Genomic DNA, 23196 nt, shown 5'->3' with positions numbered 1-23196 from the left:
TTATGGCAAAAAAAGAACAAACAAAAACATATAGAAAGTATGAAGTTTTAAAATCACAAGACCTTAATAGTTCTTTTGGCGATGTCGGTTCTATAGAGGGATTATTGCCTTATGGCGCGGATAGAAAAGTAGATAAAGGTATGCGATATGATATTGGCAGAAAAGATGCTCCTTTCGGCAATCTTTATGCTAAAGGTTTAAATATCTTTACAACCGCAGAGGTTTTAGCTTTTGCGGCAGAGGGCATTTTAACTGCAGAAGATAGGATGCCTTTTGTTAATACTGCTGATGGTCAATGGTATTTATGGAACGGCAGTCAAATTGTGCCTATGGGCGGTTCAGGAGGAACAGGTATGGATTATTTATATGGAGATGGTTCTGATGGAGATATAACAGCTGTTGCAAATAGTAATTTTACAAAAGCATATTATCAATTTAATAACTTTACTCTTAATCCAGAGGTAACCTGGGGCAGCACATTACAAGAACCCATTGTTTTAAGCGTTAAGGGACAGTGCAGGCTTTCGGGCTCTATAAATTTAAACGCGAAAGGATTACTTGGAGGCATATTTGGTGCAAGTGGGCAAGACGGGAATAGTATTTCATCAAATATTGCGGGTATGGCATTAGGGGGGTATTATGGTAATGGGTTACATTATCAGCCAAACGCATTGGCTGTACTCGCATCTAAGAAGGCTCCCATTGCGGCAAATAAAGAGTTGCTCATTCTTGCAATCAAAAGTGGCTTGTTGTTTATTAACCCTATTTGTGGCGGAGGCGGCGGAGGCGGAGCCAATGGAGCATTAGCAAGCGGAAACGGCGGAAACGGCGGAGGCGGGTTGATAATTTATGCCAATGAATTAATAATTGACACAACTTTTTCTTTTACCGCAAATGCAAGTAATGGAGGGACATCAGCTGGAGGAGGAGGAGGTGGCTGTCTACTTGCAGGATATAAAAGTGGCACAATAAATCCCCACAATTTTTCTGCAAATGCGGGACAAGCAGGAACGACTAATACTTCATCTGCAAATAATAATGTTGGCGGTAATGGTGGCAATGGAAGTGGTGCTGGCGGCTATGGAGGCGGAACTTCTGTAGGTGGTGCTATTGCAGGTACCGCCGGCCTTGAGCTATTTGTACAAATGCAATAGGAGTTATTATGTTGAAATTTATTAAATGTAAAAATTGTAAAACGATAATCAGTGTTGAAGGAAAACTGGATAGGCCTTTTAATGATGATATCCTTACTCTTGCTAATGACGAAAATACTATTGCAGGCGAAGTTCTTTGTGCTGAATGTCAGTCTATCGAGGACGAAAAGAACAAGTCGGCTCCTATGCCTGAACCGACAGAAGAAGAACTCTTTGAACACGCAAGGCAGAATAAACTTGCTTGTGTTAAGGTTTTGCGTGATCAGAAAGAGCAGGGCGGTTTTGAGTATTTGGGAAAGGTGTTTGATAGTGATACTGTTTCTGCCCAGCGATTGTCACTTGCCGGGCAGACAGCAAGTATCTGTATTATGCAAAATCACCCTTTTAGCGTGGTTTGGACTGTAAAGGATAACTCTACCATAGAACTGACTGCGGAACAGCTTCTGGGGGCTATTTTGGCATTAACTATGCATGCTAATAAATGCCATCAGGAAGCAAGCGAACTGAAGGAGAAAATAAATAAGGCTGAGACCTTAGAAGAATTGGAGGCTATAGAATTATGAAATATGGAATAAAAATACTCATAGCATTAGATCAGTTGGCAAATGCTTTAATGAACGGCGACCCGGACATTACAATGTCGGCCGCCTGTTACTATTATGCTCGGATAGGCAAACAAAAATCATTATGGCGGCTCTTTCTTTATAAGTCAGTAAATATGCTCTTTTTTTGGCAAGAAGATCATTGTTATCAGGCATATCTAAGCGAAAAAGACCGCTTGCATGCCTCTGAGCAGTTTAGATAAATCTTATAGGGATATTAACTATGGAAAATCTTGCAAAGGATGTTTTGCTCACTAACGGAATTTTCGCCCTTATCTCCTGCGCGATAGGGTGGGCGTATTGGAAGCATGTGCAAAATGAGCGCAAGGAAACGGTTGAACGAGAAAAGCTAGATAGAGAAACTGCACTCCAAAGAGAAAAAGAGTATTTGCAAATTATTAAAAGTAATCAGGATGTTATTGCGAAGCTGGTTGAGGAAGTAAAAGCCTATGGCATGAAGCAAAACGAAATAGGCGGATTACAACGCAAGGAACATGAACGCATGATAAATGAACACACCCTTATCCTTCAGGCGATAGATAGAACCAATGGGGCTATAAGCAATACCAATGGAGCTATAGATAAAATTTTAGACAAAATGAGAATTGATAATACGGGTAAATAAGGAGAGAGATATGACAGATACACACTCAACAGATAATAAAGTGCTATCCCCACATTTCAGCTTTAAAGAGCTGGTCAATACGAGCAATGAAAAGTTTGTAATGGCAAATTGGAATTATGGCCTTTTAAATATGAGCCAGCTTGTGAAGTTGGCAAACTTCGGAGAGACAGTCCGCACGGTTTTGGGAGTGCCTATGATTATAACCTCTGCCATCCGTTGCCCAGAGCTGAATGAATCTATCGGCGGCAGTAAGACAAGCCAGCATATGAAATGCGAAGCCATAGACTTTATTTGCCGGGGGATTGGGGTTGCTCGTATTTTTGATCTTATCCGTGAAAGCAATCTGACTTTCGGACAACTCATTTTGGAGCAGGCTGGAGGCAAAGAGTGGATACATATTAGCATTGGTAATAAAAATGAAGTTATGAAATATGACGGTAAAAAATATATAAGGATGGAAAGGTAATGAAAAATGAAAAAATTATTATTCTTGTTCTTTTTGGGGTTATTCTTTTTGGCTCCGGCTGTTGCCCAGCAGTCAGAACCCCAGCCACAGTACAAAATGATATTGAGCGACTCCGAGTCTATAATCAACGTCTTGAAGCTGAAAATGAATACCTTACAGGCAAATTCAGCGAGCTTACAAGCGCAGCTGAAGAGTACGCGGGCGGAGTTAGCCAAGTCGCAGGAGAAAGCCTCTCAGACCTTGACCGACTCCAAGCAAACAATACTTTGCTTGGAAACTGCATACAAAGAATCCTTACAGATTTATCAGAGCGAAATAACAAACCTGAAAACCCAGATCCGGTGGAACCAAATTAAGTTTTATATAGCTTTGGCGGTATCCATAGTTCTTGGTTTTATACTTTTAAAGAAGATGTTGTTAATATAATTAAGCCGTGCTTAAAAAAAAGAGGGATGACTATGGAAAGTTGTCTTCCCTTTGTCATCCCTCGTCTCAAAATTGCTCCCCGGGCTGGACTCGAACCAGCAACCCTTCGATTAACAGTCGAATGCTCCACCATTGAGCTACCGAGGAATAAATTTGTTTTTTGTTTTTTTTAATTATTACTACAATAATATTTTAGCAAAACTTCCTTTTATTGTAAAGGCGCTTGTTTTGCCAAAATATTTTAACTTATTGACACGCCGGGCAGGTTTACCCGGCTTTAGCAAAACTTCCTTTTGTTGTAAAGGCGCTTGTTTTGCTTCTGAGATATTTTACATTACTTATAATATCAACATGCTTTTTCAGACTTTTGTAAAAATCTTAGTTAAAAAAGTTCAGATTTTAAGATAAAAAATACAACTGCCGGTTTTATTTCTATAATATATTTGGTGCTTTATATGGATATAACTATAAACATATGGCACAACGGCAATAAATAAATATAGGATGCCGTTGTAATAATGTGTGTTACGCACAAGATATTTATGTAAAATATATTTGTATGATAAATTTAGGAGGAAGTATGAAAAAAATAGTTTTAACAGTAGCAGCAGGTGCTTTAATTTTAGCTGCCTGTACAACCCCCGGTAAAAACACCGGAATCGGCGCGGCAACAGGCGCTGCGGTAGGCGCAGTTGGCGGCGCTGTTATCGCTCATAACACAGGCGGCAAAGCGGAAACAGGCGCTATTATCGGCGGTCTTGCAGGCGCGGCTTTAGGCGGCGGAATAGGCAATTATTACGATAAACAGGCAAAAGAACTTGCCGCTATCGCGACAGTTGAAAGAAACGCTGATGGCAGTATCAGAGTTATTATGAAAAATGATATTTTGTTTGCCACAGGCAGCGCGGAGCTTTCCTCACAGGCTATTAACGATATTGCCGCTATGAGTAAAGTTTTTAAAAAATATCCCTATAACATAATCGTGGTTGAAGGGCATACTGATTCAACCGGTTCAGCTTCTTTTAACCAGACATTATCTGAAAACAGAGCCAGGGCTGTATATAACCAGCTTATCGCAAATAATGTTAAAACCTACAGCATCGGGTACAGAGGTTACGGCGCTTCCAATCCTATTGCCAGCAATGACACAGCAGCTGGCCGCGCTCAGAACAGACGCGTAACCCTCAACATCAAAGCCGATAAAAAGACTGTGGAAGCAAACTACAAAGGCTAATCAAGTAATTATTTTTGCAAAAAAAGCTCTGCCTATAAAGGCGGAGCTTTTTTTATTATAGTTAAATGCAATAAAAAAGCAGTTTTGTGCGTTTATGTAATGAAATCATATAAATGGTTTTATTTAATCAAGAATATGTATATGTCAATAAGGAGACATTAACAATAATGAAAAAAGGGTTCACCTTAATAGAAATAGCTGTGGTAGTTTTAGTAATAGCTATTTTAGCGGCTATAGCTTTGCCGCAGTACAGAAAGTCGTTAGAACGCTCAAGAGCTGCCGAAGCTTTTGACATCCTTACAGAGATAAGGAACAAACAAGAATCCAGGGATTTACTTGGCACGGGCACCGCCAAAGGCTATACTGTAAAGTTTAGCGATTTGGGGGAAGTAATAGCGGGCAAAACCTCCACAACAAACACGTTAGACACAAAACTTTTTTCATATGTTCTTTCAGATAATCCTTACCCTCAGGCGTACGCCAAAAGAAAAGATTTAGATTATTCAATAGTTCAAACCAAAGGCTACCAAGACAGCGCATTGTGTTGTATAGGCAAAGACTGCGATATGGTAGATAATGTTTTAAAAGGGTGTGAGAAGACAGCGTGTCCTACAACATGCGCGGCTGGATATAAAAGAACAGGGTACTTTTTTTCGGAAGACGGGCCTTGCTGTGAAGCTAAAACGTCGTGCCCGACAACATGTCCTACGGGACAAAAAAGAAGCAGCGTGCAGTATACGGAAGATGGAGCGTGCTGCGTAGCCAAAACATCATGCCCGACAACATGTCCTACAGGCCAGCAGAGGACAAGCGTACAATATAGTGAAGACGGAGCATGCTGCGTATCAAAAACGTCGTGTCCCGCAACATGTCCTACAGGTCAAAAGAGAACAAGTGCCCAATATTATGAAGACGGAGCATGCTGCGTATCAAAAACAGCGTGTCCTACAACGTGTCCTACAGGACAGCAGAGGACAAGCGTACAATATTATGAAGACGGAGCCTGCTGCGTAACAAAAACAGCGTGTCCCGCAACATGTCCTACGGGTCAAAAAAGAACAAGTGCCCAATATTATGAAGACGGAGCATGCTGCACGGCTAAAACAGCGTGTCCTGCGACATGTCCTACGGGCCAGGAAAGAACAAGCGTGCAATACAGTGAAGACGGAGCGTGTTGCCAAACCAAAACCTGCGGCAGCGGACAAACCCTTGTTGGTGGAGTATGTAAAACAGCGTGTCCCGCCACATGCCCCACGGGCCAGGAAAGGACATCCGCGCAATACAGTGAAGACGGAGCGTGCTGCAAAGCAAAAACATGTCCCACAGGGCAAACCCTTGTTGGTGGAGTATGTAAAACAGCGTGTCCCGCCACATGTCCCACGGGCCAGGAAAGGACATCCGCGCAATACAGTGAAGACGGAGCGTGCTGCAAAGCAAAAACATGTCCCACAGGGCAAACCCTTGTTGGTGGAGTATGCAAAACATCATGTCCCATTACATGTCCTATAGGCCAGCAGAGGACAACCGTCCAATATACCGAAGACGGAGCATGCTGTAAAAGTAAACCATGCCCGTTAGTCCCGCAATCGATAATTGATGATTGTAACAATGCTTCTTATGCCGTGTGGAACGAAAGTGAATGCGGTTGCAGATGTTGTAATAAGCAACATGGGAATCCATATTTAGAACCTTCTACAGGTATTGTAAGATGTCTCCCCACAGGTGTAGCAGCATATTTATGTGCGGTGTAATATAAATTATGTTTTATTAATTTTAAAAGCCCCGATAAAAGCGCACTTTAAAATTTTTACAAAGATAAGAATTTTGGGTGAAGCAAAAAAACGGGGCTTTAAAATTTACAAAAACCCCAGGTGTGAGCCTGGGGTTTTTATACGTCATTTTAAAGTGTGCTTATACATGTTGCAGCTTCACTTCTTAAATAAGACGGGGTGTAGTAAATTTTAAAAATTACAAACTGTCGCCAAAGTCTTTTTTAAAAGCGGTTAAAAGTTTGTCCTGCCAGTCAGTTACGGGTTTTAATTTACCTAAGAAGAATCTAAGGATTTTAGGTTCGTCAAAAAATTCCAACCCGCCTATTATGCCTGCGTTTTTATACAGCCATGTAAGCCTGTCAACCGTATATTCCACTTGTGATAAAGTAAACACGCGCCTCGGCAAGGCAAGACGCAGCAATTCCATGTCGGAAGGCACGTCGTTGCCGTTTTCGTCGCGGTCCATGGAAAGGGTGCCGCGCTCCATTCCCCTCACCCCTGAAATTAAATAAAAGGCCGCCGCCAAAGCGCCTGCGGGATAGTCGGAAGATTTTAAATGCGGCAGAAATTTGCCCGCGTTTATATGGCAGCCCAACCCGCCCGAAGGGGTTACAACGGGAACGCCCGCTTTTTTAAGTTTGCAAACCATATGTTCAATAAATAAAGGGCTTTGGCTTATAACGTCCTCGTCCATAGTTTCATCGAGACCTACCGTAATGGCTTCAATCTCCCGCACGCTCATGCCGCCGTATGTTAAAAAACCTTCAAAAAGGGGAACAAGTTCCTTCATTTTTTCATAAAACTCTTTATTTGTTGTGCAAATGGCCCCGCCGCGGGCAAAACCGAGCTTTCGGGCGGAAAAATAAATTATATCCGAGTTTTCGGCAAACTCTGCGGTTATTTGACGTATTGTTTTATCTTTGTATTCCGACTCTTTTTTCTTTACAAAAAACAAGTTTTCAGCAAGAAGGCTTGCGTCTAATACTAAAAAAGCTCCGTATTTTTCGGCCAATTTTTTTACGGCTTTTAAATTGCTTAAGGCAAACGGCTGCCCTCCTATAAGGTTGGTGCCCGCTTCCATGCGGATAAAAGCACTGTTGCCTTTTTTAAGGTGGGTTTCAAGCTGCTCAAGATCAATATTGCCTTTAAAAGGAAAATCACTTTCAAGCTCAAAACCTTCTTTGCATAAAAGCTCAACTACTTTGCCTCCGTTTAGGTTAATATGTGCTTTTGTCGTGGTAAAATGGTAGTTCATGGGAACAGTGCTTCCGGGTTTTACAAAAGTACGGCAGATTATGTTTTCACAAGCGCGGCCCTGGTGGGCGGGTAAAACAAAAGGCGTACCGAAAATTTCTTTTACTTTTGCTTCAAAACGCTCAAAACTTTCGCTTCCGGCGTAGGCGTCGTCCGCTTGAAGCATGGCGGCTTGTTGGCGGTCGCTCATGGCGTTAACGCCCGAGTCCGTTAACATATCTAAAAACACGTCTCTGTTTTTTAGTAAAAATGTGTTGTTACCCGCCTGAGCAAGTTTTTCTTTCCTTTCCTCAATGGGAATAAGGTTTAATTTTTGCACTATGCGTACTTTGTGCATTTCAATAGGCAAATTACTGCGTGAAAAAAATTTTATGTTGTTCATATATAACCTCTACGGTACAGAATAAAGCTGTACTTTTATTATTTTGATTTTTGTGGTTTAAAAACGGCAAACTGCGGATTTTTGGCAATAAAATATAGTTGGCGCTAGGCGCCGTAATAGATGTAGAGGTAAGAAAAGTTTAATCTATTTAATTCCATTGGATATATAATACCATAAAAAATTTCCGCTGTCAGTGACAACAGTTACAAAAAAATTTTATTATCTTATAAAAATAAAAAATTGTTTTTTATTCTTAAAAAAATTCTACAATAAAAATGTAATGTTAAACTTAACTTAAAGGAGACAGTAATGAAGAAATTACTTGGATTACTTCTGGTCCTTGCTTTAGTAGTACCTGCTAAAGCAGATATACTTAAAAACTTAAAATCAACCGGTGAGATACAAGTCATCGGCAATTCCGTTAACAGAGAATTTATGGGCCCCGGCGGTTCATACAGCAATATTACACTCAGAGTTCTCTATGGTCTTAATTTTGACCTGGCTGAAGATGTTAAAGCTAACTTAACAATGGCATACTACAATATGTGGGGCCAAAACACGGGCAGTAGTTATATGGGTATAGACCATACAGGCCGCTCACTTCAGGATTATCTTAACGAAGTTGACCTTATTGAAGCAAATGTCGTTTTAAGCAACCTTTTTGACTGTTTGGAAGCCAAGGTAGGCCGCCAGTTTTATGGTGATGAAGACAGCGCCATAATATATTTGGGTCCTAATCACTACAATACAAGACAGTTGGATTACAGGCAGGCTAAGTCAGTTGACGCGGCTGTAATCTCCTACGCGGGTGAAATGGTGTCATGGGGCTTTATCTATTCTAAAGTTAATGAATTAGATACTGCTGCGAATTTGGACGCTACCATTCTCGGTTTAGATGTGAAAGCAAACGTAAATGATAACTTTAAAGCCCAAGGTTACTTTTATAATTTCAGAAATGACGATAGCTCTAGCTTTAGCAGTGGTACTACTGAAAAATATTTAGGCATTTACGGCGCGAAAGGCACATTTAACGCTGATATATTCACCTTATCAGCGGAATACGCCAGAAACGTAGGCGGGGAAGATGCTTTTGATCATGATAAAGGCAGCTTACTTAAAATTGATGCTTCCGTTGATCTCGGCGCGTTTACGCCCAGAGGCACAATCGTTCGTGCTGAAAACTTCAGATCATACGGTAACTACAGACCTGGTATTATTGTAGGCCAGGAAATTAATAACAATGCTATAATGACACAGGATTTCTTCTTTGAAGATATTTTTGTAGGCAACTTAGGCGTTGACATGAAATTCGCGGCTTTAGATAAATTTGTATTCTCGGTAGACGGTTTTGCTTTTAATGACAGAAATATTAAAGACTCAACCTCCTATGAAGCGAATGCTATGGCGAAATACAATATGAACCCTAACGTTGAACTTCATGTAGCTGTAGGCGGCTTCCATGAACATTCAATAGATAATGTTTATAAAGCGCAAGGCGGCATGCTGATAAGATTCTAATTTTAGCTTAAACTGAAATAAAAACCGCCAATTTTGTATTGGCGGTTTTTTATATGGTTAAACTTTGATATAAAAAATATCAGCTTTTCAGTTTTAAAAAACAATATTTTATTTTGTTTTTTTAGAAGATAAAACCTTTTAATATCTAATAAGTAAATATTGCAAAAAGCATAGTTAATAAATTAATATCTTGCTGTCAAGTCTTTTCGCTGAAAATCTGCTCAAAAAGACTTGCTTTTCTTTGGTAAAAGTTTCTACAATAAGGGTGTAGTGTTAAACTTAACTTAAAGGAGACAGTAATGAAGAAATTACTTGGATTACTTCTGGTCCTTGCTTTAGTAGTACCTGCTAAAGCAGATATACTTAAAAACTTAAAATCAACCGGTGAGATACAAGTCATCGGCGATTCCGTTAACAGAGAATTTATGGGCCCCGGCGGTTCATACAGCAATATTACACTCAGAGTTCTCTACGGTCTTAATTTTGACCTGGCTGAAGATGTTAAAGCTAACTTAACAATGGCATACTACAATATGTGGGGCCAAAACACGGGCAGTAGTTATATGGGTATAAACCATACAGGCCGCTCACTTCAGGATTATCTTAACGAAGTTGATCTTATTGAAGCAAATGTCGTTTTAAGCAACCTTTTTTGCTGCTTAGAGGCAAAAGTAGGCCGCCAGTTTTATGGTGATGAAGACAGCGCCATAATATATTTTGGTCCTAATCACTACAATACAAGACAGTTGGATTACAGGCAGGCTAAGTCAGTTGACGCGGCTGTAATCTCCTACGCGGGTGAAATGGTGTCATGGGGCTTTATCTACTCTAAAGTTGAAGAATTAGATACTGCTGTGGATTTGGACGCTACCCTTCTCGGTTTAGATGTGAAAGCAAACGTAAATGATAACTTTAAAGCCCAAGGTTACTTTTATAATTTCAGAAATGACGATAGCTCTAGCTTTAGCAGTGGTACTACTGAAAAATATTTAGGCATTTACGGTGCGAAAGGCACATTTAACGCTGATATATTCACCTTATCAGCGGAATATGCCAGAAACGTGGGCGGGGAAGATGCTTTTGATCATGATAAAGGCAGCTTACTTAAAATTGATGCTTCCGTTGATCTCGGCGCGTTTACGCCCAGAGGCACAATCGTTCGTGCTGAAAACTTCAGATCATACGGTAACTACAGACCTGGTATTATTGTAGGCCAGGAAATTAATAACAATGCTATAATGACACAGGATTTCTTCTTTGAAGATATTTTTGTGGGCAACTTAGGCGTTGACATGAAATTCGCGGCTTTAGATAAATTTGTATTCTCGATAGACGGTTTTGCTTTTAATGACAGAAATATTAAAGACTCAACCTCCTATGAAGCGAACGCTATGGCGAAATACAATATGAACCCTAACGTTGAACTTCATGTAGCTGTAGGCGGCTTCCATGAACATTCAATAGATAATGTTTATAAAGCGCAAGGCGGCATGCTGATAAGATTCTAATTTTAGCTTAAACTGAAATAAAAACCGCCAATTTTGTATTGGCGGTTTTTTATATTTTAAAAGTAAAATCCGTTGTTTTAAAAAAGGAATATAAATAACCTGGTGCTATTTCCCGCGCGTAACCGCGGAGAAGGCGGGGGTATTTATTGTTAAGTAAAGATCAATTTTGATATGAAATAAAATAGTTTATTAGAGTTGTCAATTTAATTAACCTGAGTTAACAGATAATGTCGCTGCGTAATAATGGGCTTGCGCGTTTTTGTGTTTTAAAAATTATGTATTTTATGTTTACCCGGCTAAAGCGGCGGTTTAAAAATAAAACCCCCCCGGGGATTATCCCCGGGGGGGTATTGTAAAAAAGTTATTTAGCGGCTTCTTTTTTAGCTTTTTTAACGGGTGCTGCTTTCTTTTCATCGCCCGCTACAACTATTTTTTTAATTTTAACCACAGGTTTAACTTTGGATTTTGCTTTGACTTCGGTTTTTGGTTTTCTTGAAACAATTTTACCGTCTGTTTTCGCAAATTTTTTGTTAAATTTATCAACTCTTCCTTCGGTGTCTAACATTTTTTGTTTGCCTGTGAAAAACGGGTGGCATTCTGAGCAAATGTCAAGTTTAATTGTTTTCATTGTGGAGCGTGTCATAAATTTTGCGCCGCAGGCACAAACAACTTCCACTTGTTCATATTTGGGATGAATTTTTTCTTTCATTTTATTATAACCTCTAATTTAACTTCCTTAAAATTGGTTAATTCATTATATCATTTTTTATAGCTTTAGCATTATTTTTAATAATGTGGGTCTAAAGGCCTATAAGATTTTGGGCCTTTCGGCTCATGTTTTATTAGCCGCTTAACGCATAATAATAAAGATTTGTAAAATAAATTACAGCGGTAAAACGCTTGCTAACATAGTATAATTAATAATAAACATTTCTATACTTGATATACATGTCAAATTGCGGGGTAATATGGCTGAAGAGACAAAAAAAGAAGACACTTTAATCGGGCAGGATATTTCCGGCTGTGAAATTTTAGAAAAAATAGCGCAGGGCGGCATGGGCGCCGTTTATAAAGCTAAACACAAAGCTTTGGAAAGAATTGTCTGTGTTAAAATTTTAAGTCCTTCTTTAGCGGAAGATGAAAAGGCCGTTGAGCTTTTTATGACAGAAGCCCGTGCTATCGCCGAGCTTGACCACCCCAACATTGTTAACGTATATAACGTAGGCCGTGAAAAAGGACTTTACTTTATAGTAATGTCTTTTATTTCCGGCGACACGGTTTCAAATATAGTCCGCAGAAGGCCCAATTTGCCGATAGGTTTTGTTCTTAATATTTTCCAAGGCGTGCTTAAAGGCTTATCGGTAGCGCATGAAAAAGGCATTATTCACCGTGATATAAAACCATCTAACATTTTAATTAACGAAAAGCTTGAAGCTAAAATCGTTGACTTCGGTATAGCCAAAAAAATTGAAAAAGATAAAACCGCCACTAAAACAACGGAAATGGCGGGTACGGCTTATTTTATTTCACCTGAGCAGGCTTTAGGCGGGGAAATTGACGTCCGTGCGGATTTGTATTCCGCAGGCGCTACTTTGTTTTTTATGTTAACGGGTCAGTTTCCGTATAAGGGCAAAAACTCAATTGATATTATTCAAAAACATATTAATGACCCTATTCCCAGCCCGGGCGACATAAGGTCGGATATTCCGGCATGGCTTTCTCTTACGGTGCAAAAGCTTATGGCCAAAAAACCTAATGACAGGTTTCAGAGCGCGCAGGAAACGCTTGACCATATAATGAAAATGCGTGAAGAAGAGCAATTTAAAATAAAAAGAGGGGCGGACGCTGTTTTAGATATCCGTTCGGAAGTGCCTTTAAAGGTGCGTCCAGAAAATATACGCAGCAATACTGAAAGTATAAGGCTTAAAAGGTTTGCCCAAAGCAACATAAAAAAACTTAAGCCCGATACTATTACATCAACCGGTCCCAGAATGCCAATTATAGGAGCAGGCGGCAAAGCTTCCAAAGCGCCTCCGGCGCCGATACCGGAAACCAAGGCCGCGGCGGACCTTGCCTTCTTAGAGGATCCTTCAGTAACAAGAAAAAAATTGGAAAAAGAAGCCCGCAGTTTAAAACGTTCCACCAGCAAACTTCCAAAAGCGTTTGCTAAAGTTTTATTTCATATTCCTGTGTTTTTTATTATTTCAATGTTTTCATCTTACGTGCTTTATAACTTCGGTAAAGCGGCGGCTTCTGTTTTAGCGGAGGGTGAAAGCGCGACATTTTTTGGTTCTTTTAAATTTTTTGCCAGCATGGACGCTTTTACCGCCAATCCTTCAATAACGGTGCTTACGCTTGCCGTATTTATAATGATGTTTATAATGCTTTGTTTAAAAGCATACGCAAGGCATACGCTTTCTTTGATAGCTGCTTTAGGTTTTGCATATCTGGCAGGTTTTTTTAACGTTCCCGCCGGATTCGGGCAGGCTTTTTCCCACGGGTTGGAAAATATGTCTTTTCAAGACTATACTTTGATATACATGGTTATAACGGGTGTGTTTGCCTGGGGTATTATGATGAGCAAAACGCCCTCTTTTCCCATGCGCGTACTTTGCGCAATGGCTGTTTTGCTTACTATATTATTTTGTAAAACTTTTGTAGATCTTAACGTTCCGCCTTCGGAAGATCCTGTGGTTTCTTTAATTTTCTATTCCGCGGTTCTTTTAACGGTGTCCTGCATAGCCGTGGTTTTACCGAGAACATTTATTTTCCACAGTCTTTTACCCACTATTTTACTTTTTATGAGTATAGCCGCTGTTTGGGGTTATATGATATCGGGCAAAGTTTATTCTGATGTTGACATATTAATGGAAACAAAAGAAATAAGCAAAATTACTCCCGCTAAGGATAAACCCGCTCTGCAATTCAGTAAACCTGTGCTTGATTTAAATTTTGGTTCAGGTCTTTTGGGGATAGCTAAAATGGTTGAATCCACTGCCGAAGCAACTTCGGAGGACCCGAAAAAAGCCTCTGCGGAAAAAGACAGTCCGTTTAAAAAATATGTCGATATTTATACGGCAAAAGGCAAACGCGCCATGGTAAGGGAAGTTTGGAAAGATGACGCCGTGTTGCCTTTTACCAGAGTGTTGATGAATAATGAAGAATCACTTATTTTTAAATACGCAGTGGTTTTGATACTGCTTTTGGGTAATATTTATTTTGTTGTTCATACCATAGCCAGAAAGGATTTATAATTTAAATCTATGAGATATAGATTAAAACTGACGGCTTACAGTGATATCGGTAAAATAAGGGAGAAGAATGAAGATATGGTTTTTATTTCTTCTGACCTTGGTTTCGCCGCAGTGGCCGACGGTATGGGCGGGCACAGCGCGGGTGAAGTTGCAAGCAATGTGGCTATAAGTTCTTTTGTCGATACTCTTAACAAAATAAATGAGAACAGAATTTCTCTTCCCAAAGACTTTCTTCCGGATCTTTCTAAAATAGAAAGAAAAATGCTTATGGCGGCGGACTATGCGAACTATACCGTTTATAAAATGGCGCAGGATAACCAAATGTATAGAACTATGGGCACTACGCTTAGCTGTGTGCTGATAGATTCAGATAACGCTTATATAGTTCATATAGGGGATACCAGAGTGTATCTGTACAGGGCGGGGGCATTTTCACAGGTAACTACGGACCATTCTTTGGCGGCGGAACATGTAAAAAGGGGTATTTTAACAAAAAACCAGGCTGAAAAATCTGCAGTGCAAAATGTTCTTACGCGCGCTATGGGCATTAAAAAAGACGTTGAGTTTGATATTCTACAGTTTAAAATAGCTCCGGGGGATATTTTATTTTTATGTTCTGACGGCGTTAACAAAGGGCTTACGGATGAGGAAATAAAGCAGTTTATTTCTAAATCAGGCAAAACTTCTATTACAAAAATTTGCAAGGCCATTGTAAAAAAATCTAATGAAAAAGACGGTAAAGATAATGTTTCCGCCGCTATGATACAAGTTCTTTCCGCCCCGGGTTTTTTAGGGGATAAATGGTATAAATTTAAAAGTATGTTTTTTTAATTCCTTTAATATTTGATAAACCCCCCGGCTTATAAAGCCGGGGGGTTTTTTATTATATTGTAAAAACTTTCTTACGTAAGCCGGGGTAAGGGTAGGTTTTAACGTGCGGCTTTTTCGGAATAAAGACGGAAGTAGCGCGCAAATACAAAGCTAAGTATTGAAATAAAATAAGCTCCGGTCTTTACTCCGGACAGTTTTATTTATATTTACTGCATCCTAAAGATGTTATACTGCAACTTTGGGCTGCCGTCTCGGTAAAGCCGATAGCTTTGCATAAAGATTCATTTGCAGCTGTGTACCAGCAACAGGTATTATGGCAGGAATGTGTTGGCGGGGTTAACTGCATTGCAAGGTAAAGGGTGTTTGAGTTTCTAACCCTTGTAGCGGTTACAATCGGCGATCCTGTGCTGTCGGAAGCTCTGCCCACTCTGTATATAAAATTTCTTGTCTCTATTTTATTTAAACCTGTGCTTCCGGATATTTTAGCGCCGGGTATTTCAATAGATAAACTTTCAATGTCCAAATGGTCTATGTCGCCGCCTTCCATAAAAAAGATATCCACGGATTTTTTGAGCGAGCTTAAATTGCTAAGCATTTCCACCGCGCGCGATTTTTCCACAGCCTTGTTATACTGTGGCAATGCTATTGCGGCGAGTATTCCGATTATTAATACCACTACCAATAATTCAATTAATGTAAACCCTTTTTTCATATCTTAATTTCCTGTAGCTTTAATGATAGAAAAAAATTTACCGTTTGTAAACAAACGTGATATTTAATTACGGAATTAATTAGCACTCCTTGTTCAAGTTTGACAATAATAGAAAAATTTGTTAAATTAGCATTAACAGGCAAGGAGTGTTAATTTTGCTCCGCCTGATAAGAAATTTTAAAATATTGAGGTTTTGCCTTAAAGCAAAACTAAATTGGAGGATTACATTATGGGTGAAGTAAATATAGCACCTCTCGGTGACAGAATAATAGTAAAACCTATTGAGCGTGAAGTTATGAAAAGCGGTATTATCATACCCGATACCGCGAAAGAAAAACCTATGGAAGGCGAAGTTGTTGCGGCAGGTCCCGGCAAACTCGGCGAAAAAGGGGAAAGAGCGCCTATGGACGTTAAAAAAGGCGACAAAGTGCTTTACGGTAAGTATTCCGGCACGGAAGTTAAAATTAACGATAAAAACTACCTTATCATGCATCAGGACGATGTGTTGGGTATTATTAAATAATTGTTTCTTTTTAGATTTTTCCGTGAAAAGCGGGGATATTCTAAAGTTGGAAATAATTTAACAATTAATCAAATAACTAAGAAATAACGGAGAAAGATTTTTATGGCAAAACAGATTGTATATGGTGACGAAGCCAGGGCTAAAATGAAAGCCGGCATTGAAAAAGTTGCAAAAGCTGTAAGCGTTACGTTAGGGCCTAAAGGAAGAAGCGTTGTATTGGAAAAGAAGTTTGGCTCGCCTTTGATTATTGACGACGGCGTAACAATAGCTAAAGATATTGAACTTGAAGATAAATTTGAAAACATGGGCGCGCAGTTAATTCGCGAAGTCGCCTCAAAAACCAATGATATTGCGGGTGACGGCACCACAACGGCAACCGTTTTAACGCACGCAATTTTAACGGAAGGTATTAAAAATATTACAGCGGGTGCAAACCCTACTTTAGTTAAAAAAGGTATTGAAATGGCTGTGGAAACAGTTAAAGAAGAACTTAAAAAAATGCAGCGCCCCGTAGAAACAAAAGAAGAAAAAGCACAAATCGCCACAATTTCAGCCAATGACCGTATGGTAGGTGAACTTATTGCCGAAGCTATGGAAAAAGTGGGCCACGAAGGCGTTATCACCGTTGAAGAAGGCAAAACAGCAACAACTGAACTTCAGGTTGTTGAAGGTATGCAGTTTGACCGCGGTTATATCTCACCTTATTTTGTAACCGATTCCGAAAGAATGGAATGCGTGTTGGAAGACTGTCAAATTATTTTAGCCGATAAAAAAGTTTCTTCAATGAACGAACTTTTACCCTTACTTGAAGGCATTGTTAAAAACGGCCGCAACTTCTTAATAATAGCCGAAGACGTTGACGGCGAAGCCCTTGCCACATTAGTTGTTAACAGGCTTAGAGGCACATTAAAAGGTTGCGCGGTTAAAGCCCCCGGCTTTGGAGACAGACGCAAAGAAATGCTTGAAGATATAGCCATTTTAACAGGCGGCCAGGTAATCGCTGAAGAACGCGGCATGAAGCTTGAAACAGCCACTTTAGATATGCTCGGTTCAGCAAAAAGAGTTGTTATCGATAAAGAAAACGCCACAATCGTAAGCGGCGAAGGCGACAAGAAAAAAATTGAAGCGAGAGCCGAACAAATAAGAAAACAAATCGAAAACTCAACCTCAGATTACGATAAGGAAAAATTACAGGAACGCCTTGCAAAACTTTCCGGCGGCGTAGCTGTTATCAGTGTAGGCGCGGCTACAGAAACGGAAATGAAAGCCAAAAAAGCTAAAGTTGAAGACGCTAAAAACGCCACAAAAGCGGGTGTTGAAGAAGGCTTAATCCCAGGCGGCGGCGTGGCTTTAACAAGATGCGAAGGCGCGGTCGGCAAATTAAAAGCCGATAACGAAGATGTACAGACAGGTATTAACATCGTTAAGAAAGCTCTTACCGCTCCGTTATATCAAATTGCGTTTAACGCCGGCTTGGATGGTTCCGTAGTTGTTGAAAATGTACGCAACGCTAAAGGAAACCAAGGTTTTGACGCTGACACCGGCGAATATGTTGACATGATTAAAGCCGGCGTTGTTGACGCTGTTAAAGTTGTCCGAATAGGGCTTGAAAACGCGGCCTCAATAGCCGCGACAGTGCTTTTAACTGAAGCGCTTGTAGCCGACATTCCTGAGGAAAAGGGCGCGGCCCCCATGGGGCACCCCGGTATGGGCGGTATGGGCATGATGTAAGCTGTTTTTAGTATCAAAAAATAAGGCGTAGCCATAGGGCCACGCCTTATTTTTTGTATAAAAGATTGCTTTTGTTTAAAATAGATATTACATAAATACTGAAAAAATACTATATTTTATTGACGGGAAAGAGCTGTTCATAATTTAATTTATTTCACATTGCCGCTTTCATCTATCTGTCTTTCCGGTATTTGTATGTTGCGGGCGGAATCCACGGCTTTTTTTAGGTTGGAGTGGTAATTGGTAACCTCGTTTTGCACGGGTTTGGGGGGAGTTTTATTTTCGGGTTTTTGCTCGCATCCCGTTAACAGTAAAAATACGGCTAAAACGCTTAAAACAATATATTCTTTTCTCATAAATCCGCCTTTAAAATTTTAATTTTGACTAACTCTAATATACTAAATTAAGCGGTAAGTTTTATATTATAGGCCTTTTTTTAGTTTATAAAACATTGTAAGGCTTTGTATAATATAAACATTGTGATTTTTTAGAGTAAGGAGAGATCAATGGAAATTCAAGAAAAACAGCCCGCCGGACTATGGCTTATTTGCGCGACTGAAGTTTTTGAACGTTTTAGTTATTATGCCATGAGGGCGCTTTTAATTTTATATTTTGTTTACGCGCTTAAAATAGAAAAGTCTGCTGCTTCAAACATGTACGGCACTTTTATAAGTCTCGTATATCTTTCGGGCATTATCGGCGGTTATGTGGCCGATAAATTTATAGGACAAAAACTAGCCATTATCGCCGGCGCGGTTATGATAGCCGTGGGCCAGTTTATGCTTGGTTTTGAAAATATAGGAATGATTTACAGCGCTCTGGGCCTTCTTATAATGGGCAACGGTTTTTTTAAAATAAGCATAAGCACGTTTGTAGGCTCCTTATATGGTAAAAACGATCCCAGAAGGGACGCCGGTTTTACCTATTTTTATATGGCTGTTAACCTGGGCGCTTTTTTTGCTCCGCTTATCGGCGGCACATTGGGTGAAAAATTTGGCTACCGTTACGGTTTTTGGACGGCGGGTGTAGTTATGCTTTTGGGCCTTATAGTGTTTTTAATAGGCAAGGAAAAATTTTTTAAAGGCGTGGGCGATGCTCCCGTGAAAATTGATAAAGAGGAATGGAAAAAGGCGGGCTTATATCTTATTACCTTTGGTTCAATAGCTTACCTTATGTGGAACTTTGGTTTTTGGGCAGGCGCTTTTACAATTGCTTTAACGCTTTTGGCTTTATGGATTAAAGATAAAATAAGCAAAACACAAAGCGCAAAATCCGAGCTTACTATCGAGGAAAAGAAAAAAGTAGCAGTTATTTTTATTATGGCTTTCTTTGTTATATTTTTCTGGACGGCGTTTGAGCAGTCAGGCGCGGCTTTAACGTTGTTTGCTAAAGAAAACACCAATAGAATGGTAAATTTATTCGGTTTTCAGTTTGAGTTTTTAACAACCTGGTTCCAATCGGTTAACCCTTTCTTTGTGGTTGTTTTGGCGCCTTTGTTTTCCAAAATGTGGCTTACTCTTGCCAAAAAAGGTAAAGAGCCTTCAACCCCAACCAAATTCGTTTGGGCCTTGTGGCTTTTGGCGGCGGGATACGGCGTTCTTTTAATAGCTTCAATGCAAATGGGGCCCGGCGTAAAAATAAACATGCTTTATTTAATACTTGCTTACGCAGTGTTTACTACAGGCGAACTTTGTTTATCCCCTGTGGGGCTTTCGCTTGTTACTAAACTCGCGCCGGTGCACCTCGTAGGCACGCTTATGGGCGTATGGAAACTTGCCAACGCGGCCGCTAATAAACTGGCGGGTTTTTATTCAAGCTATTTCGGTGTGGTAAGTAATGAGGCTTTTTTCAGCGGGCTTATAATAGCGCCAGTGGCGGTTTCGATAATACTTATTGTTATTATGAAGCCTGTAAAGAGATGGATGGGCGACGTAAGATAATACTTTTTTACTGTAGTTAAAAAAAGCCCCGCTTTTTAGCGGGGCTTTTTTCTATCTCATTTTATTTATATATTCTTCAAGCTTAGGTTTGATTGAACTTACTTTAGGCCCGAATACTACCTGTAATCCGTTGCCTTTTAAAAGCACGCCCAAAGCTCCGCCTTTTTTTAATAAATCTTTATTAACTAAAGAGGGGTCTTTAACATTAAGTCTTAATCTTGTGGCGCAAGAGTCAAGATTTTCAATATTATCCTTACCGCCCAAACCTTGTAATATGGTTTCAAGCTGCTCGTCTTTAGAAGCGGGCAGTGCTGCCGACGGGGTTGTTTCACTTTTACCGTCTTGCTGTTTGGCCTGGTAATCTGCTTTTGTGTAAAGTTTTGTGTCTTGTTCGTCAGGTTCTCTGCCGGGGGTCATAAGATTCCATTTTGTTATAACAAACCTGAAAAAGAAATAATAACCTATAAAATAAACTATAAATATGGGTATAAGCCACATCCAGTTTGTTTTCGCGTGTCCTTGCAAAATACCGTAAAGGGTAAGGTCTATAAATCCGCAGGAAAACGTGGTTCCGACAGCTATTTGTAATAAATGAGTAAGAACAAACGCTATGCCGGCAAAGCCGCAGTGTATAATAAATACAACCGGCGCAACAAAGAGGAATGTAAACTCAATTGGTTCGGTAATACCTGTTAAAAAAGAAGTTAAAGCGGCTGAGAACAAAAGCCCGCCCACAAGTTTCTTTTTATGGGTTTTAGCTGTGTGGTACATGGCAAGCGCCGCACCGGGAAGACCCGCTATCATAAATGGGTATTTGCCGGTTAAGAACCTGGCCGATTCAATTGTAAAGTGCTGTGTGTTGGGGGAAGCCAGCTCCGCAAAGAAGATATTCTGCGCGCCATATACCATAACGCCGTCTATTAACTGCGCTCCGCCAAGTCCCGTCTGCCAGAAAGGCATATAAAAAACGTGGTGCAGGCCGAAGGGTATTAAAGCGCGTTCCATAAAACCGTAAATAAACGAGCCAAAATAGCCCGATTTAATAACCAGCTGCCCGCTTGCCAAAATTAACTTTTGTATAGGCGGCCATACAAAAAAGAAACCTGCGCCGACCAAAAGAAACACAAATGTGCATATAATAGGCACAAATCTTATACCGCCGAAAAAAGATAAAAACACGGGCAACTCTATCTTGTAAAATCTATTATGTAAAGCGGCCACGCCCAAGCCTACCACGATACCGCCGAACACGCCCATTTCAAGCGATTGTATGCCAAGTACCGTGCCTATGGTTCCCGCCACAACTTTTTCGGCCAGGGCGCCGTCGGGCAGAATATAGCCTGTAAACAAAAGCATTTTGCTTATTGTAACGTGCATGATAATAAAAGAAATGGCCGCCGATAATGTGGCGACCGCTTTTTCTTCATTGGCCATGCCCAAAGCTACCGACATGGCGAAAATTAAAGGCAGGTTAGCGAAAACTGCGCCGCCCACCGCGCTCATAATTATAAAAGTATAGTTGAGAAACGTACCCGCGCCCATTATACTTTCAAGGCCGTAATCCGCAACCGTTGCCATATTGGAAAATGACGCCCCGATGCCCAGCAAAAGCCCGGCTACGGGAAGAATTGATATGGGCAGGAAAAACGAACGGCCTACTTTTTGCAATACAGTAAAAACTTTGCTTATAATACCGTTTTCAGACATAAAGTGTATAATCTCCGTTTGATTAGATTGTTAATTAGTGAAGCTAACTTCATTCTCCCATAAAAAGCCAAACAAGTCAATAAAAAACCGAACACGACGATAAAACGCCCCGCCAAAGCCGTAAAATATTTTACAGGTTTGGCGGGGCGCTAAAGCTTTTGCTATTTTACGCCGTGCATCCAGGCGTTGATTTTTTTAGACAGCAGCAACAAGATTACCGATGCTATTATAGGAATAATCATGAGCCATGTGAAAAACTTATCTAAAGGCCATGAAGCTATAAAACCGGAATAGAAGCCGGCTATTTTATTAGCCGCCGAGTTGGCTAAGAACCAAATGCCCATCATTATAGACACAAACTTAGGAGGCGAGAGTTTGGTAACCAGCGAAAGACCTACAGGGGATAAACAAAGTTCGCCCATGGTAAAAAAGAAGTAAGCCGCAACAAGCCACATCATACCCATTTTCATGCCGGGGCCAAGCCTCATGGCGGCCATTAACAATACGGCGTAACCTATGGCTATAAGCCAAAACGCTATTGAAAATTTGCCCGTTACAGAAGGCTCTTTACCTTTTGTTGAAAGGCCTATCCACATTTTTGAAAATACCGGGGCAAATAAAATAATAAATAACGGGTTAAAAGACTGGAACCAGGTTGTAGGCATTGTCCATCCGAATATAGTTCTGTTAACGCTGTGTTCAGCCAAAAGGTTAAGCGCCGCGCCTTTTTGCTCAAACAAAACAAAGAAAAATATTGAGAAAAACGCCATAATGAAAATAACAGCTATTCTTTGTATTTCCTGTTTGGTAAGAGGTTTCTTTTCTTCTTCTTTACCGGCTTCTTTTTCTATTTTTGCGTAATGTTTGGGGGCGTGGCCTTTGCCTTGTAAGAATTTATCTTTACCCCAGATAAAAATGATAAGGCCTAAAATCATGCCGAAACCCGCCGTCCAAAAGCCGTATACCCAGCCCACTTTTTCGCCTATTGTGCCGGCTATTAAGTTAGCTAAAAAAGAACCAAGGTTAATACCCATGTAGAAAATGGTAAAACCGCCGTCTCGTCTTACGTCATTTTTTTCATATATTTCGCCTAAAATGCTTGAAATATTGGGTTTAAAAAAACCATTACCCAAAATAATAAGGCCCATAGCAACGTAAACGGCGCCTATGCCGCCCGTACCCATAACAAACTGGCCCGCGGCTATTAAAATGCCGCCTATTATAATAGAACTTCTTTTACCGAGCCACCTGTCGGCCATATAACCGCCCAAAAGGGGCGAAAGATATATAAGACTGGTAAACGTGCCGTAAAGACTTGTGGCTCTAGGCACGTCAAAAGCTAAAGCTTTTGTTAAGTATAAAACGAACAAACCTCTTAAAGAGTAGTAGCTGAACCTTTCCCACATCTCCGTGGCGAAAAGTAAATAAAGGCCCGAAGGCTGTTTTTGTTTAACTGCTGTTTCCTGGGTCATTTTTTCTCCAATAACCATATAAGGTTAACTAAAATAATATATCAAATTTTAAAACGGCGCATTATTTTTTTGTATTATCTTAAAT

The 23196-nt window shown here is 40.2% G+C and carries 21 protein-coding genes and 1 tRNA gene; 15 read left to right on the top strand and 7 right to left on the bottom strand.

The genetic code is table 11. The features are described from left to right. Positions 1-2 precede the first annotated feature (2 nt). From EMIN_RS04840 to EMIN_RS04815, 6 genes are read left to right on the top strand one after another with little or no spacing between them, the layout of a single operon-like run. Complete coding sequence (locus EMIN_RS04840; protein WP_012415108.1) at positions 3-1154, top strand: hypothetical protein; 1152 nt, start codon at positions 3-5, stop codon at positions 1152-1154. Positions 1155-1162: 8 nt separating this feature from the next. Then, positions 1163-1717, top strand: coding sequence for a DUF4376 domain-containing protein (locus EMIN_RS08295; RefSeq protein WP_012415107.1), 555 nt, complete (start codon positions 1163-1165; stop codon positions 1715-1717). Then, positions 1714-1959, top strand: a complete 246-nt coding sequence (locus tag EMIN_RS04830) for a hypothetical protein (protein WP_012415106.1) — start codon at positions 1714-1716, stop codon at positions 1957-1959. The genes EMIN_RS08295 and EMIN_RS04830 overlap by 4 nt, the downstream gene beginning before the upstream one ends. A gap of 20 nt (positions 1960-1979) precedes the next feature. Continuing rightward, positions 1980-2381, top strand: a complete 402-nt coding sequence (locus EMIN_RS04825; RefSeq protein ID WP_012415105.1) for a hypothetical protein — start codon at positions 1980-1982, stop codon at positions 2379-2381. 10 nt (positions 2382-2391) lie between these two features. Continuing rightward, positions 2392-2847, top strand: a complete 456-nt coding sequence (locus EMIN_RS08290; protein WP_012415104.1) for a D-Ala-D-Ala carboxypeptidase family metallohydrolase — start codon at positions 2392-2394, stop codon at positions 2845-2847. Continuing rightward, complete coding sequence (locus EMIN_RS04815; RefSeq protein ID WP_012415103.1) at positions 2847-3203, top strand: hypothetical protein; 357 nt, start codon at positions 2847-2849, stop codon at positions 3201-3203. The genes EMIN_RS08290 and EMIN_RS04815 overlap by 1 nt, the downstream gene beginning before the upstream one ends. Before the next feature lie 145 nt (positions 3204-3348). Here EMIN_RS04815 and EMIN_RS04810 read toward each other — a convergent pair. After that, positions 3349-3420: transfer RNA gene (locus EMIN_RS04810), tRNA-Asn, on the bottom strand. 433 nt (positions 3421-3853) lie between these two features. On the opposite strand from EMIN_RS04810, the gene EMIN_RS04800 reads away from it, so the two are divergent. Both EMIN_RS04800 and EMIN_RS09485 read left to right on the top strand, forming a co-directional pair. Further along, entirely contained in the window at positions 3854-4507 is a 654-nt protein-coding gene (locus EMIN_RS04800; RefSeq protein ID WP_012415102.1) for a YiaD family glycine zipper/OmpA-like lipoprotein, read from the top strand. 167 nt (positions 4508-4674) lie between these two features. Then, positions 4675-6258 carry a type IV pilin protein gene (locus EMIN_RS09485; protein WP_012415101.1) on the top strand — a complete coding sequence of 528 codons (1584 nt, stop codon included), beginning with the start codon at positions 4675-4677 and terminating at the stop codon, positions 6256-6258. A 217-nt stretch (positions 6259-6475) separates the two neighbouring features. Here EMIN_RS09485 and EMIN_RS04785 read toward each other — a convergent pair whose 3' ends face one another. Next, complete coding sequence (locus EMIN_RS04785; RefSeq protein WP_012415100.1) at positions 6476-7915, bottom strand: tryptophanase; 1440 nt, start codon at positions 7913-7915, stop codon at positions 6476-6478. Between the two features lie 309 nt (positions 7916-8224). On the opposite strand from EMIN_RS04785, the gene EMIN_RS04780 reads away from it, so the two are divergent. Continuing rightward, positions 8225-9433: a hypothetical protein gene (locus EMIN_RS04780; protein ID WP_012415099.1), complete on the top strand. Its 1209-nt coding sequence runs from the start codon at positions 8225-8227 to the stop codon at positions 9431-9433. Positions 9434-9732: 299 nt separating this feature from the next. Next, positions 9733-10941, top strand: coding sequence for a hypothetical protein (locus EMIN_RS04775; RefSeq protein ID WP_012415098.1), 1209 nt, complete (start codon positions 9733-9735; stop codon positions 10939-10941). Between the two features lie 361 nt (positions 10942-11302). Here EMIN_RS04775 and rpmE read toward each other — a convergent pair whose 3' ends face one another. Further along, positions 11303-11650: a 50S ribosomal protein L31 gene (rpmE, locus tag EMIN_RS09670; protein WP_012415097.1), complete on the bottom strand. Its 348-nt coding sequence runs from the start codon at positions 11648-11650 to the stop codon at positions 11303-11305. Between the two features lie 259 nt (positions 11651-11909). Here rpmE and EMIN_RS08280 point away from each other — a divergent pair, with 259 nt between their 5' ends. Both EMIN_RS08280 and EMIN_RS04760 read left to right on the top strand, forming a co-directional pair. Next, positions 11910-14195, top strand: coding sequence for a serine/threonine protein kinase (locus EMIN_RS08280; RefSeq protein ID WP_012415096.1), 2286 nt, complete (start codon positions 11910-11912; stop codon positions 14193-14195). Between the two features lie 9 nt (positions 14196-14204). After that, complete coding sequence (locus EMIN_RS04760) at positions 14205-15026, top strand: Stp1/IreP family PP2C-type Ser/Thr phosphatase (RefSeq protein WP_012415095.1); 822 nt, start codon at positions 14205-14207, stop codon at positions 15024-15026. A gap of 196 nt (positions 15027-15222) precedes the next feature. Here EMIN_RS04760 and EMIN_RS09480 read toward each other — a convergent pair whose 3' ends face one another. After that, positions 15223-15738, bottom strand: a complete 516-nt coding sequence (locus tag EMIN_RS09480) for a pilin (RefSeq protein WP_012415094.1) — start codon at positions 15736-15738, stop codon at positions 15223-15225. Positions 15739-15967: 229 nt separating this feature from the next. Here EMIN_RS09480 and EMIN_RS04750 point away from each other — a divergent pair, with 229 nt between their 5' ends. Together EMIN_RS04750 and groL are read left to right on the top strand one after the other, a co-directional pair. After that, on the top strand, positions 15968-16261 hold the full coding sequence (locus EMIN_RS04750) for a co-chaperone GroES (RefSeq protein WP_012415093.1): 294 nt from the start codon (positions 15968-15970) through the stop codon (positions 16259-16261). Positions 16262-16363: 102 nt separating this feature from the next. Beyond that, positions 16364-17992 (top strand): chaperonin GroEL, encoded by a 1629-nt coding sequence (gene groL / locus EMIN_RS04745; protein ID WP_012415092.1) that lies wholly within the window; start codon positions 16364-16366, stop codon positions 17990-17992. A 149-nt stretch (positions 17993-18141) separates the two neighbouring features. On the opposite strand, the gene EMIN_RS04740 is transcribed toward groL, so the two are convergent. Beyond that, positions 18142-18348, bottom strand: a complete 207-nt coding sequence (locus EMIN_RS04740; RefSeq protein WP_012415091.1) for a hypothetical protein — start codon at positions 18346-18348, stop codon at positions 18142-18144. Between the two features lie 150 nt (positions 18349-18498). On the opposite strand from EMIN_RS04740, the gene EMIN_RS04735 reads away from it, so the two are divergent. Continuing rightward, the gene (locus tag EMIN_RS04735; RefSeq protein ID WP_012415090.1) at positions 18499-19932 is read left to right on the top strand and encodes a peptide MFS transporter; all 1434 of its coding nucleotides are present in this window, start codon (positions 18499-18501) and stop codon (positions 19930-19932) included. A gap of 51 nt (positions 19933-19983) precedes the next feature. Here EMIN_RS04735 and EMIN_RS04730 read toward each other — a convergent pair whose 3' ends face one another. Both EMIN_RS04730 and EMIN_RS04725 read right to left on the bottom strand, forming a co-directional pair. Then, entirely contained in the window at positions 19984-21639 is a 1656-nt protein-coding gene (locus EMIN_RS04730) for a PTS transporter subunit EIIC (protein ID WP_012415089.1), read from the bottom strand. Positions 21640-21800: 161 nt separating this feature from the next. Then, positions 21801-23111 (bottom strand): peptide MFS transporter, encoded by a 1311-nt coding sequence (locus tag EMIN_RS04725; RefSeq protein WP_012415088.1) that lies wholly within the window; start codon positions 23109-23111, stop codon positions 21801-21803. Positions 23112-23196: the final 85 nt, after the last annotated feature.

It is taken from the genome of Elusimicrobium minutum Pei191 (assembly GCF_000020145.1).
In the GTDB taxonomy this organism is placed as follows: Bacteria; Elusimicrobiota; Elusimicrobia; order Elusimicrobiales; family Elusimicrobiaceae; genus Elusimicrobium; species Elusimicrobium minutum.
The sequence above is the reverse complement of the archived record's forward strand: the minus strand, read 5'-3'. Positions and strand labels throughout refer to the sequence as shown.

Excerpts from the sequence above, each read along its gene's own strand:
- EMIN_RS08290 (WP_012415104.1), top strand. The coding sequence starts at position 2,392 with ATGACAGATACACACTCAACAGATAATAAAGTGCTATCCCCACATTTC.
- EMIN_RS08280 (WP_012415096.1), top strand. The coding sequence starts at position 11,910 with ATGGCTGAAGAGACAAAAAAAGAAGACACTTTAATCGGGCAGGATATT.
- EMIN_RS08295 (WP_012415107.1), top strand. The coding sequence starts at position 1,163 with ATGTTGAAATTTATTAAATGTAAAAATTGTAAAACGATAATCAGTGTT.
- EMIN_RS04725 (WP_012415088.1), bottom strand. The coding sequence starts at position 23,111 with ATGACCCAGGAAACAGCAGTTAAACAAAAACAGCCTTCGGGCCTTTAT.
- EMIN_RS04735 (WP_012415090.1), top strand. The coding sequence starts at position 18,499 with ATGGAAATTCAAGAAAAACAGCCCGCCGGACTATGGCTTATTTGCGCG.
- EMIN_RS04800 (WP_012415102.1), top strand. The coding sequence starts at position 3,854 with ATGAAAAAAATAGTTTTAACAGTAGCAGCAGGTGCTTTAATTTTAGCT.
- EMIN_RS04815 (WP_012415103.1), top strand. The coding sequence starts at position 2,847 with ATGAAAAATGAAAAAATTATTATTCTTGTTCTTTTTGGGGTTATTCTT.
- EMIN_RS04760 (WP_012415095.1), top strand. The coding sequence starts at position 14,205 with ATGAGATATAGATTAAAACTGACGGCTTACAGTGATATCGGTAAAATA.
- EMIN_RS04775 (WP_012415098.1), top strand. The coding sequence starts at position 9,733 with ATGAAGAAATTACTTGGATTACTTCTGGTCCTTGCTTTAGTAGTACCT.
- EMIN_RS04780 (WP_012415099.1), top strand. The coding sequence starts at position 8,225 with ATGAAGAAATTACTTGGATTACTTCTGGTCCTTGCTTTAGTAGTACCT.
- EMIN_RS04825 (WP_012415105.1), top strand. The coding sequence starts at position 1,980 with ATGGAAAATCTTGCAAAGGATGTTTTGCTCACTAACGGAATTTTCGCC.
- EMIN_RS09485 (WP_012415101.1), top strand. The coding sequence starts at position 4,675 with ATGAAAAAAGGGTTCACCTTAATAGAAATAGCTGTGGTAGTTTTAGTA.
- rpmE (WP_012415097.1), bottom strand. The coding sequence starts at position 11,650 with ATGAAAGAAAAAATTCATCCCAAATATGAACAAGTGGAAGTTGTTTGT.
- EMIN_RS04750 (WP_012415093.1), top strand. The coding sequence starts at position 15,968 with ATGGGTGAAGTAAATATAGCACCTCTCGGTGACAGAATAATAGTAAAA.
- groL (WP_012415092.1), top strand. The coding sequence starts at position 16,364 with ATGGCAAAACAGATTGTATATGGTGACGAAGCCAGGGCTAAAATGAAA.
- EMIN_RS04840 (WP_012415108.1), top strand. The coding sequence starts at position 3 with ATGGCAAAAAAAGAACAAACAAAAACATATAGAAAGTATGAAGTTTTA.
- EMIN_RS04740 (WP_012415091.1), bottom strand. The coding sequence starts at position 18,348 with ATGAGAAAAGAATATATTGTTTTAAGCGTTTTAGCCGTATTTTTACTG.
- EMIN_RS04785 (WP_012415100.1), bottom strand. The coding sequence starts at position 7,915 with ATGAACAACATAAAATTTTTTTCACGCAGTAATTTGCCTATTGAAATG.
- EMIN_RS09480 (WP_012415094.1), bottom strand. The coding sequence starts at position 15,738 with ATGAAAAAAGGGTTTACATTAATTGAATTATTGGTAGTGGTATTAATA.
- EMIN_RS04830 (WP_012415106.1), top strand. The coding sequence starts at position 1,714 with ATGAAATATGGAATAAAAATACTCATAGCATTAGATCAGTTGGCAAAT.
- EMIN_RS04730 (WP_012415089.1), bottom strand. The coding sequence starts at position 21,639 with ATGTCTGAAAACGGTATTATAAGCAAAGTTTTTACTGTATTGCAAAAA.